This window comes from Streptomyces sp. NRRL WC-3549, from assembly GCF_000721935.1.
Taxonomy (GTDB): Bacteria; Actinomycetota; Actinomycetes; order Streptomycetales; family Streptomycetaceae; genus Streptomyces.
This window is the reverse complement of sequence record NZ_KL585420.1, coordinates 106,045-116,649: the sequence shown is the minus strand read 5'-3', so window position 1 is coordinate 116,649 and position 10,605 is coordinate 106,045. Positions and strand designations below refer to the sequence as shown.

10 protein-coding genes and 4 pseudogenes are annotated in these 10,605 nt (G+C 71.8%); 8 read left to right on the top strand and 6 right to left on the bottom strand.

The window, feature by feature from the left end; genetic code table 11:
* Both IH13_RS0125090 and IH13_RS0125085 read left to right on the top strand, forming a co-directional pair.
* Positions 1-545: pseudogene (locus IH13_RS0125090) on the top strand (MFS transporter); the annotation flags it as partial.
* 72 nt (positions 546-617) lie between these two features.
* Positions 618-1,799 carry an acyl-CoA dehydrogenase family protein gene (locus IH13_RS0125085; RefSeq protein ID WP_031088091.1) on the top strand — a complete coding sequence of 394 codons (1,182 nt, stop codon included), beginning with the start codon at positions 618-620 and terminating at the stop codon, positions 1,797-1,799.
* Between the two features lie 23 nt (positions 1,800-1,822).
* Here the strand turns inward: IH13_RS0125085 and IH13_RS0125080 are convergent, their stop codons facing one another.
* Positions 1,823-2,263 (bottom strand): cell division protein SepF, encoded by a 441-nt coding sequence (locus IH13_RS0125080; protein WP_031088089.1) that lies wholly within the window; start codon positions 2,261-2,263, stop codon positions 1,823-1,825.
* Positions 2,264-2,575: 312 nt separating this feature from the next.
* Between IH13_RS0125080 and IH13_RS0125075 the strand changes: the two genes are divergently transcribed.
* Entirely contained in the window at positions 2,576-3,769 is a 1,194-nt protein-coding gene (locus IH13_RS0125075) for a DUF5685 family protein (protein ID WP_031088087.1), read from the top strand.
* Between the two features lie 15 nt (positions 3,770-3,784).
* Here the strand turns inward: IH13_RS0125075 and IH13_RS0125070 are convergent.
* Positions 3,785-4,011, bottom strand: a pseudogene (locus IH13_RS0125070) (ABC transporter substrate-binding protein); the annotation flags it as partial.
* Between IH13_RS0125070 and IH13_RS44895 the strand changes: the two are divergent.
* From IH13_RS44895 to IH13_RS44890, 5 genes and pseudogenes are all read left to right on the top strand, one after another.
* A pseudogene (locus IH13_RS44895) lies at positions 4,000-4,150 on the top strand (F420-dependent methylene-tetrahydromethanopterin reductase); the annotation flags it as partial. The pseudogenes IH13_RS0125070 and IH13_RS44895 sit on opposite strands and share 12 nt — an antisense overlap.
* Before the next feature lie 4 nt (positions 4,151-4,154).
* Positions 4,155-4,961 (top strand): DUF1684 domain-containing protein, encoded by an 807-nt coding sequence (locus tag IH13_RS0125065; protein WP_031088081.1) that lies wholly within the window; start codon positions 4,155-4,157, stop codon positions 4,959-4,961.
* Between the two features lie 254 nt (positions 4,962-5,215).
* Entirely contained in the window at positions 5,216-6,130 is a 915-nt protein-coding gene (locus IH13_RS0125060; protein ID WP_031088079.1) for a S1 family peptidase, read from the top strand.
* A 641-nt stretch (positions 6,131-6,771) separates the two neighbouring features.
* On the top strand, positions 6,772-7,857 hold the full coding sequence (locus tag IH13_RS0125055) for a S1 family peptidase (protein ID WP_031088078.1): 1,086 nt from the start codon (positions 6,772-6,774) through the stop codon (positions 7,855-7,857).
* Positions 7,858-8,089: 232 nt separating this feature from the next.
* Positions 8,090-8,362, top strand: coding sequence for a hypothetical protein (locus IH13_RS44890; RefSeq protein WP_031088077.1), 273 nt, complete (start codon positions 8,090-8,092; stop codon positions 8,360-8,362).
* A gap of 362 nt (positions 8,363-8,724) precedes the next feature.
* Here the strand turns inward: IH13_RS44890 and IH13_RS0125045 are convergent, their stop codons facing one another.
* The 4 genes and pseudogenes from IH13_RS0125045 to IH13_RS0125030 form a co-directional block, all read right to left on the bottom strand.
* Entirely contained in the window at positions 8,725-9,372 is a 648-nt protein-coding gene (locus IH13_RS0125045; protein WP_158791288.1) for a hypothetical protein, read from the bottom strand.
* Positions 9,373-9,519: 147 nt separating this feature from the next.
* Positions 9,520-9,654, bottom strand: a complete 135-nt coding sequence (locus tag IH13_RS45630; protein WP_267883878.1) for a hypothetical protein — start codon at positions 9,652-9,654, stop codon at positions 9,520-9,522.
* An 82-nt stretch (positions 9,655-9,736) separates the two neighbouring features.
* A complete protein-coding gene (locus IH13_RS0125035) occupies positions 9,737-10,282 on the bottom strand; it encodes a L,D-transpeptidase (RefSeq protein WP_031088074.1) in 546 nt (181 codons plus the stop codon).
* 102 nt (positions 10,283-10,384) lie between these two features.
* Positions 10,385-10,605 (bottom strand): annotated as a pseudogene (locus IH13_RS0125030) (DUF3533 domain-containing protein); the annotation flags it as partial.

Genomic DNA, 10,605 nt, shown 5'->3' with positions numbered 1-10,605 from the left:
CCGCCGAACGGGCGGGAGGGGCGGCCGCGATCGGCGAGACCTCGTACCAGCTGGGCGCCGGTATGGGGATCGCCCTGCTCGGCAGCGTGATGAACGCCGCCTACGCCCCCGGCCTCTCCCGGCTGCACGAGGAAGGGGTGCCCGCCGCCGCGGGGTCGGCCGCCGCCCGCTCGCTCGGCGAGGCCTACCAGGTGGCCGGGCAGCTCGGCGGGCCCGCGGGCCACGTGCTGCGCACCACGGCCCGGCACGCCTTCGTCGACGGGCTGCATGTGACGCTGCTGGTCAGCGCGGGTCTGCTGCTGCTCGGGGCGCTCGCCGCGCTGAGGCTGCCGCGGGTCATGGACTGCGGCCAGGAGACGGAGGGCCGGGAGGCTCTCGGGCCTGCCGCCGCCCCCGAGTGGGAGGCGTCCCGCGCCGACGGCCCCGACCGGTCCCGCCAGGAGGCCCGCACGCTCCCGGCGCAGGGCGGGCCCGGCCGCCGGCACCGGGCCGTCGGGCGGCGCGAGGTCGCCGAGGCCACCGGCCCTGGACGGGCGGGACGCTGAGCCGTAACGTCAGCGCGACGCCGTAACTACCACTGCTAGTTTTCGGTACCGTGCGAGCCGCCGGAGGCCCCTTTGTCCGTGAAGCCGTCGAAACTCCCCCCGTTCGACCCGTCCGACCCCCTCGGCATCGACGATCTCCTCGACCCCGAGGAGCTTGCGATCCGCGGCACCGTGCGCTCCTGGGCCGCCGACCGGGTCCTGCCGCACATCGCCGAGTGGTACGAGAAGGGCGAGCTGCCCGGCATCCGCGACCTCGCCCGTGAGCTGGGCGCGCTCGGCGCCCTCGGCATGTCGCTCCAGGTCCAGTACGGCCTGGCCTGCCTGGAGCTGGAGGCCGCCGACTCCGGGATCCGCTCGCTTGTCTCGGTGCAGGGCTCCCTCGCCATGTACGCCATCCACCGCTTCGGCTCCGAGGAGCAGAAGCAGCGCTGGCTGCCCGGCATGGCGGCCGGCGAGATCATCGGGTGCTTCGGCCTCACCGAGCCGGACCACGGATCGGACCCGGCCGGGATGCGCACGTACGCCGAGCGGGACGGCACGGACTGGATCCTCACCGGCCGCAAGATGTGGATCACCAACGGCTCGGTCGCCGGGGTCGCCGTCGTCTGGGCGCAGACCGGCGAGACGGCGGGCGGCTCGGGCATCCGCGGCTTCGTCGTGCCGACGGACACCCCGGGCTTCTCCGCGCCGGAGATCAGGCACAAGTGGTCACTTCGCGCCTCGGTCACCAGTGAGCTGGTCCTGGACGGCGTCCGGCTGCCCGCCGACGCCGTGCTCCCGGAGGCCACCGGGCTGCGCGGACCGCTCAGCTGTCTCAGCCACGCCCGGTACGGCATCGTCTGGGGTGCGATGGGTGCGGCGCGCGCGAGCTTCGAGGCGGCCCTGGACTACGCGCGGACCCGGGAGCAGTTCGGCAGGCCGATCGGGGGGTTCCAGCTCACCCAGGCCAAGCTGGCGGACATGGCGGTGGAACTCCACAAGGGCGTCCTGCTCGCCCATCACCTCGGGCGGCGGCTGGACGCGGGCAGGCTCCGTCCGGAGCAGGTCAGCTTCGGGAAGCTCAACAACGTGCGGGAGGCGATCGAGATCTGCCGCACCTCGCGCACGGTCCTCGGGGCCAACGGCATCTCGTTGGAGTACCCGGTGATGCGGCACGCGACGAACCTGGAGTCGGTGCTCACCTACGAGGGCACCGTGGAGATGCATCAGCTGGTGCTGGGCAAGGCGCTCACCGGCCTCGACGCCTTCAGGTAGGGGCGCCGGGGCGAGCGCCCCGCTCAGCTCTGGTTGAAGAAGCCGTCGGCCCGCCGGCCGGCGGCCTCACCGGTCACCACCTGGGTGTGGGCGGGGGTCAGCAGGAAGACCCTGGTGGCCACGCGCTCGATCGAGCCGCGCAGTCCGAAGGTCAGCCCCGCGGCGAAGTCCACGACGCGCTTGGCGTCGGTGGGGTCCATGGCCGTGAGGTTGACGATCACCGGTACGCCGTCCCGGAAGAGCTCGCCGATGGCGCGCGCGTCCCGGAAGCTGTCCGGGGTGACGGTGGCGATCCGCCTCCCCGTGTCCTCCGCCTTCTCGGAGGCGACCTGCACCCGCGGGTCGGTCACCCACGCCTGGTTCGTGCCGGTATCGGCATCCTCGGAGTACTCGTCGTCGTAGTACCGCTCGTCGTTGTCCTCCACGAGGCCCAGCCAGGCACTCGCCTTGCGCACCGATCCCATGGACGCCTCCTCTCACCGCGGTTCTGTGGTGTTCCGCATCTCTTTCCTATCCCTATGGTCGTCCATGATGCGGATCGTGCGCCAAGGGGATAGTCGGCGCGCAGGGGATTCGTGACGCTACTGGTGCAGATCATGTGGCGGTTCGTCAGGTTTCTACCCATATAAGGGGCCTTGCGGAAAGAAAATATGATGCTCCAGTCCGTACGGGTGACATGGGGGACGTACGGGTGAACGGGTCACTCGATACGATGCACGCCGCGCGCGGCGGCACGGGCGCGCCCGGTCAAGGGGAACGGCGTACGGGGGACAGACGTGTTCGGAATAGTGAGGCCCTGCACCCATCGGTTGTCCGAGGGGCTCAGGGCGGAGTGGACGGCCCATCTCTGCGGGCTCTGCCTCGCACTGCGCGCCGATCACGGACAGTTCGCCCGGATCGCCACGAACTACGACGGCCTGATCGTCTCGGTGCTGACGGAGGCTCAGGCGGAGCGCACCCCCGAGGGCCGGCGCACCGCGGGCCCCTGTCCGCTGCGCTCGATGCGCACCGCGCCCGTCGCCCGCGGTGAGGGGGCCAGGCTCGCGGCAGCCGTCTCGCTGGTGCTGGCCTCGGCGAAGGTGCGCGACCACGTGGCGGACGGGGACGGGCTGTTGAAGCGCCGCCCGGTCGCCGCCGCGGCGCGCCGGGTCGCGGCCGGATGGGACAGGGCCGGTGCCCGGACGGGCGCCGAGCTCGGCTTCGACACCGCGGTCCTGGTCGACGCCGTCGACCGGCAGACCGGCATCGAGTCGCTCGCCGGTCCCGGCACCAGCCTGCTGCTCGTCACCGAACCCACCGAGACCGCGACCGCCGCGGCCTTCGCACACACCGCCGTACTCGCCGGCAGACCGCGGAACGCCGGGCCGCTCGCCGAGGCCGGCCGGCTCTTCGGGCGGCTCGCCCATCTCCTGGACGCCGTCGAGGACCAGGAAACTGACGCCGCGTCGGGTGCCTGGAACCCGCTCACCGCGACCGGCACCCCGCTCGCCGAGGCCCGCCGCCTCTGCGACGACGCGCTGCACGGGGTGCGCCTCGCGCTGGCGGACGCGGAGTTCACCGACGGCAGGCTGGCCCATGTGCTGCTCGTCCACGAACTGCGGCGTTCGGTGGACCGGGCGTTCGGCTCCACCGCGTGCACGCACCGGCACGACGGGGAGCCGGCCGGCGGCTTCGGCCCGCCGCCCGGCGACCCGTACACGCCGACGCCGCCCGGGCCCCCGCTGCCGCCCGAACCGCCCCGCGACCGCCGCGGCCTGATCGCCGGCTGCCTGGTCTGGGCCGGGCTCGCGTGCACCTGCCAGTTGTGCTGCGCCGGCACCTTCCACGACCCCTGGAGCGGACAGCGGCGCGAAGGGCTCTGCCACAAGTGCGACTGTGGGGATTGCGGTGATTGCTGCGACTGCTGTGACTGCTGCGGCAACGGCTGCAGCTGCTGCGGTGACGGCTGCGACTGCGGGTGCGACTGCTGAGACCGCGCCGCCGGTTCACCTGATCTCGGGCGGCGAGATCCGCGACTCCTCGATCGCGGAGTCGGCGGCGCCCCACTTCTCCAGGATGCGGTCGTACGCCCCGTCCTTCTTGAGCCCGTTGACCGCGGCCTGGAAGGCGGGGGCGAGCGGGGTGCCCTTCTTGAAGGCGCAGCCGACGTCGAGCCGCTCGAACTCGCCGAGGAGGCGCACCCCTCCTGCTGGGCCAGGGCGTAACGGTCCCCCGCCTGACCCCGGGCGGTCTCGACGGCTTCGTCGACCGGGCCGGCCCCTCCTCCAGGAACGCGGCTCCTTCCGCTCGAATGCACCGGTACCACGCTCAGGTCGCACCTCGGGCACCCCGGACCCGTGTGGAAGGGTTGACCGCATGAGCACGGACGCAGAACAGGACGGCCAGAGCCCCGCCGACTGGCGACGCTGGCACGAGGAGCGCATCGTCGCCGTGGCGGCACCCCACGGCCCCCTCTCCCTCACCGGGACCCACTGGCTCTCCGACCACCCGGACGGCCGGATCCCGGGCGTGCCCGGACGGTGGCGGGAGGACGGGGACGAGGTGCTGCTCACCGCCGCCCCCGAGGACGGCCTGATGCTCGACGCGGAACCGCTGACCGGCGAGGCGCGCCTGGGCCCGGACCGCGGCCCGATCGACACCTCGCGGGTCGCGCGGGGCGAACGCAGGCTGGTCGTCCTGCGCCGCGAAGGCCTCTGGGCGGTACGGGACTTCGATCCGGCCTCACCCGCCCGGCACGCGTTCCGGACCATCGACGCCACCCCGTACGACCCGCGCTGGTCGCTGGACGGCGTCTTCCGCCCGTACGGATCCGACCGGACCGTCCGGGTCGAGAACGCCGACGGGCGTGAGCGGGGCCTCGGGCTCGGCGGGGAGATCGCCTTCACCCTGGACGGCACCCCGCTCACGCTCCAGGTGGCGGTGGAGCCCGACGGTTCGCTCTGGGCCGTCTTCGCCGACGCCACCAGCGGTACGAGCAGTTACCACTTCCGCTTCCTGCGTCCGGCCGCCCCGGACGCGGACGGCAGGGTGCGCGTCGACTTCAACCGGGCACTGCTGCCCCCCTGCGCCTTCGCCGACCACTTCATCTGCCCCTTCCCGCCGCCGGGCAACACCCTGCCCGTGGCGGTCCCGGCGGGGGAGCGGAACCGCCTCGACGCCTGATCCCCTCCGGCACGGGCGCCCCGCGCGACCGGGGCGCCCCGCCTGCCCCTTACGGGAAGGATGTCCGAAAAGGCGTTCTTGCGAGCCCTGTCGAGCGGCCCCGATACTCCCGATCAGCGCATGCCAGGAGCACGGAGCCCCCGACTCGAAGCCGAAGACGTCCGCGCCCGGGGCGCGGGTGCTCCTCCTGGTCGCGCCTCACGGGTCCGGCCACCCCGCAGCGGACCCCAGATCCCGCTCGGGAGGAACGAAAAGTGAGGATCAAGCGCACCACCACCCCCCACGACGGACACCCGAAACGAACCAGGACGGCCGCCGCCGTCATCGCCGTCGTCGCCGGCCTCTTCGCCGTGACCGCGCAGGCCGTACCCGCGGCCGGTGCCGACCCGGCCGGTCCCTACAGCGCCGACCAGCTCGGTGCCGCGGGGCAGGCCGTACTCGACGCCGACGTCGCCGGCACCGCCTGGCACCTCGACCCGGTCGGCAAGCGGCTCGTCGTCACCGTGGACAGCACCGTCACACCGGCGGACATCGACAGGATCAAGCGGACCGCGGGAGCCCAGGCGGGCGCCCTGCGCATCGAACACACCCCCGGAAAGCTCCGCGCACTCATCTCGGGCGGCGACCCGGTCCACACGGACGGCTGGCGGTGCTCGCTCGGCTTCAACGTCCGCAAGGGCGACGCCCACTACTTCCTGACGGCCGGTCACTGCACCGAGGGCGCCGGCACCTGGTACGCGGATTCCGGGAAGACCACCGTCCTCGGCACCACCTACGGCTCCAGCTTCCCGGGCGACGACTACGGCATCGTGCGCTACACCGACGACTCGGTCCCCAAGGAGGGCACGGTCGGCGGCCAGGACATCACCGGCGCCGCCACCGCCACGGTGGGCATGTCCGTCACCCGCCGCGGATCCACCACCGGCATCCACAGCGGCACCGTCACCGGCCTGAACGCCACGGTCAACTACGGCAACGGTGACATCATCCAGGGCCTCATCCGCACCGACGTCTGCGCGGAGCCGGGCGACTCCGGCGGCCCGCTCCACTCCGGCCCCCGGGCCATCGGCCTCACCTCCGGTGGCAGCGGCGACTGCACCACGGGCGGCACGACCTTCTTCCAGCCCGTCACGGAAGCGCTGAGCGCGTACGGCGTCAGCGTGTACTGACCCCCGGGTCACTCTCGGCCGACGCCGTTTCCCCGGCACGTCGTCGCGGCGTCGGCCCCCTCTCGGAGAGCCCGGCGCAGGGGCCCGCCTTCGCCCGGAGGCGGTTCCGCTCGTGGCCGAGGGGCTGTGCGGCGATCCGCGGTCCACTCTCCACGTAGCCCCGTCCGGCCGCCGGGCCGGCTCCCCGCCAGGCCGCCCGCCCGGTCCGGGGCCGACTGCCCGGTCCGGGGCCGACTGCCCGCGGTGTGCTGCCCGTTCGGTGACGGCCCGTCAAAAGATTCGCCGGGCAGCCCCCGACGGCAGGAATCCGGGGCGCCCCCGTGGCCTCCGGCGCCCCCGGCGGCGCGGAGTGCGCCCCGTATCCGGAGGCGAGGCTCCAGCATCCGGAGCATGAAGGTCGTGATCCGGACAGGCCGTACGGGCTCCCGTCGCCGGTTCCGGCCCGCACGTGAAGTTCGCGATGCGGAACCCGCGCCCTCCGACCTGGCCGTGTGAACACGGCGGGTGTGCGGTGTTGTTGTCATGTGTGCGTCCAGAAGGCGACCTTGTGTGCGATCCGCCGCATCGGAATAGTGGGCGCTCCAACCTCCGTGTACGGGCACCCCACTTGCCTGTGCACGGCCCCCCACAGGAGGTCGAAGTTGAGTCACCGACGCATATCCAGGAAGCGTGCGGCCCTCGCGGGTTCGGCGGTCGTCGCCCTGGTCGTCACCGGAGTCTCCTTCCAGACTGCGAACGCCAGCGATGACGTTCCCCAGTTCACCGCCCGGACGCTGACGGCGCAGGCGGCCGGAAATCTCGCCACCACCCTCGACAAGACGCTGGGCGCCGACGCGGCCGGCGCGTACTACGACGCCGAGGCCCAGCACCTCGTCGTGAACGTCCTTGACGAGGCGGCCGCCGAGCAGGTCCGCCAGGCGGGCGGCACGGCCAGAATCGTCCAGAACTCCGCCGCCGACCTGAAGGCCGCCCGGCAGACCCTGGCCGACCAGGCCACCGTCCCCGGTACCTCCTGGGCGGTCGACCCGGTCAGCAACAAGCTGGTCGTCACGGCCGACCGCACGGTCGACGCAGCCGCCTGGGACGAGCTCGGCGCGGTCGTCAAGGGGCTCGACGGCAAGGCCGAACTCACGCGGACGAAGGGCGAGTTCAAGCCGCTCATCGCGGGCGGCGACGCCATCTGGGGCAACGGCGGGCGCTGCTCGCTGGGCTTCAACGTGGTCAAGGGCGGCGAACCGTACTTCCTGACAGCCGGCCACTGCACCGACGCCATCACCAGCTGGTCCGAGACGCAGAGCGGCGCGGAGATCGGTGCCAACGAGGGCTCCAGCTTCCCGGGCAACGACTACGGCCTGGTCAAGTACACCTCGGGTACCGCCCACCCGAGCGAGGTCGACCTCTACAACGGCTCCACCCAGAAGATCACCAAGGCGGGCGAGGCGACCGTCGGTATGACGGTGACCCGCAGCGGCTCCACCACCCAGGTCCACGACGGCCAGGTCACCGGCCTGGACGCCACGGTCAACTACGGCAACGGCGACATCGTCAACGGGCTCATCCAGACGACGGTCTGCGCCGAGCCGGGCGACAGCGGCGGTTCGCTCTTCGCGGGCGACACCGCCATCGGCCTGACCTCGGGCGGCAGCGGCGACTGCTCGGCGGGCGGCACGACCTTCTTCCGGCCGGTCCCCGAGGCGCTGGCGGCGTACGGGGCGCAGATCGGCTGACCTCCGGGTCCGCCTTCGGTTCCGGTGAGCCGCTCCCTCGCGCGGGGGAGCGGCTCACCGGCGGTTCCGGGGACGCACGGGCCCGTACAGCACGCGCGGCCCGGCAACCGTTTTCCGGCCGACCGGGAGAGCCTCACACCCGCTGATCTCCGGCTGCCGACCGACCTGCCGCGAGGCTGTCACCGGTGGCATCCGCGAGCTTCTCGCCGAGCGCGTCCGTCGTCGTCAGCAGTTGCCTGAAGGCGATCAGGCGCTGGAACGCCTGTGCTTAGACGGCCTGGTCCTCCAGGGGCAGCTGCAGGACGTGCAGGCGTTTGACGTCGACGCGGGACGAACTGGAGGCATGTGTACCGGCCTGGCGGCCTACGTGATCATGCAGCCCGAGACGAGGCTGGATCGGCCGGTGAAGGCGTACGCGCGCCGGCTCGGGCGCATCCCGTGGGTCTACTCGGTGGCCGTGCTCGACGAGGGGTGCCCCCGCGGAGGGACGACCGGCATTGCGTAGCCACCTTGCGCAACTATCGCGGCCTCATGCCGCTCGCGCACGATGCGCGTAAGCCGATGTTCGACCTCAAGGCGGCGGACGGGGCGCTCGGCAGTACGCAGAAGTATGTACAGACCTGCCGGCTACCAGGAGTTCCGGGCACTGGCGGAAGGTGTGCCGGCACGGACGGAAGAGCCGCCCCGGTCATGAGGAGGCGGCCCGCGTACGCCGGGGAGGTGCCGCCCGCCCGGCGCTCACGGACCGCCCCTCATATTCGCCGGACCAGATCCGCGGTGAGGTTTCTCTGATGCCGGTTCGCTCGTGCGAGCGAACTGAGCGAGGGCCCGCCCGCCCCCACACGGGGGCGGGCGGGTCTCCTGCTGTTACGCGGTAGGCGCGGGCGACGGCTTGACGACGGGTTCCTTCGCGAGCGGGTTGTTCGCGCAGTCGAGTGCTTCAGTGGCTCTGCGGGTCATGAGGTAGAGGAAGGTGACCTGCTGGTCGATCGTCTTCTGCTGGACGTCGGTCCCCATGAGCAGGGTGTTGGAAGCCTGTCCCTGGAGCAGGACCTTCTGCGACGCCTTCTCGAGGCCGCCGGGCATCCGGCACGGCACGGTGAGCCTCGAAACGATGTCGTTGGCTTCGACGGTCGCGTCGTTCACTTTGTAGTGGCTGAGCCTTCCCGGAAGTCTGTCCATCTCGCTCGTCTCGGGATTCCGTGGAATCCACGAGAACTCGATGCGTAGCCTCTTGGGGCCCGTGGTTTCCCGTGGAGCGAACGAGCAGATGGTCTGAGACGGCGTCTGCTCCTTCAGGTCCTCTCCCAGCCCTTCCTTCATGCCTTCGACCAGATGCGGTGTCTGAGCGAAGACAGTGGATTTGAGCTCGTCCGCCTTCAGTAGATCGCGCACCGACTCCCCTTCGGCGGAGGACGCAGGTACGTCGCAGAACTCCTTCTCCGACGCGGCCTCGGTATCTGCTGTGCATGCGGACGCAGCGAGCGAGAGCAGGACTACCGTGGTGAGCGCCAAGCCCTTGTGAGGCCGAAGCGGACTTTGGACATCAGAGGTGGGCCCCTGCGGCATCCCTTCCGATTGCGTAGCCATTAGCTGCATCGTCCTTTGCCTCATTGAACGGCCCATCACCCTTGATTCCCCTCTGATCGCCCCATTTGTCGATCAGGCGAGTAGTCCCGTCCAATCGAGGCAGGCGTCCTGATACGGGGCGGGGACGCGCCGCAGCGGGCCGCCGAGCACATCGAGGAGCTCCAGCGCCGGGGGGTCCTCCGGCCGCTCCCTGTATGACAGGGCCACGGCGGCGGCTCGCTTTTCGCGGGCGACACCGCCTTAGGCCTGACCTCGTGCGGCAGCGGCGACCCCCGTGCGCGGGGCGGGCTTATTCCACGACGTTCACCGGGGTGTCCATCTCGGCGAAGTCCCACAGGGCGAGGCCGTCTTCGGCGCTCTCCCTGATGGCGCTGGTCCGGAGGTCGGGATCCGGCGAGGGGGAGGAGCCGTCCACCGCGTTCGAGAAAGCGGAGTTGGCCCCGAAGTAGACGGCGTGCTCTATGGCCACGCCGTCCGAACCGGTTCCGGTCTCCCGCCTGAAAGAGACCTTGTAGGAGCCGGGCTCCGGGAGGATCGTGCCCGGCCACACGGGGAAGGTCCGCAGGGAGGCGTCCTTGTCGTCGACCAGCCACACACGCTTCTGCTGTATCGAGTAGACGACCCGGCGACCGGTCCCGGACTCGGCGGGCACGGGGTTCGGCGGCTTCGGCGCGGCGGTCCGGGACGGCTGGGCGCTCGGCTTGGAGGTAATGGTGTGCGAGGCCTCTTCCGGCACGTCGCTTCGCGCGTGCACGGCCAGCACGGTCACTGCGGCCAGGGCGCCCGCAAGCAGGACGGTTATCCAGGCACCCGAAGGAACTCTACGGCTCGACACTCGGTTATTCTCCACAACTGACCTGAAACGGACCTCGGATGATCCGCGGTGTGCTCAGGCTAGTACTCCCGTCCGGCCGTGAAACGCGCTGGTGGCGTTCGCTCAGGCGGGGCTCGAACCGCCGGGGGCCGCCGCGTCCGGGGCTCCGCCCGCCGCCGCCCCCGTCCTGTCCGGGCCGCGCCGCATCGACAGCAGCAGGCTGAGTGCGGTTCCGACGACCGCCCAGGCGGAGAGCACCAGGAGCGGGCCGGTGAGCGCGTTGCCCCGGAAGTAGGCGATCGAGCGGGCCGCCCAGGTGCCCGCGCCCGGCGGCAGGGCGGGCC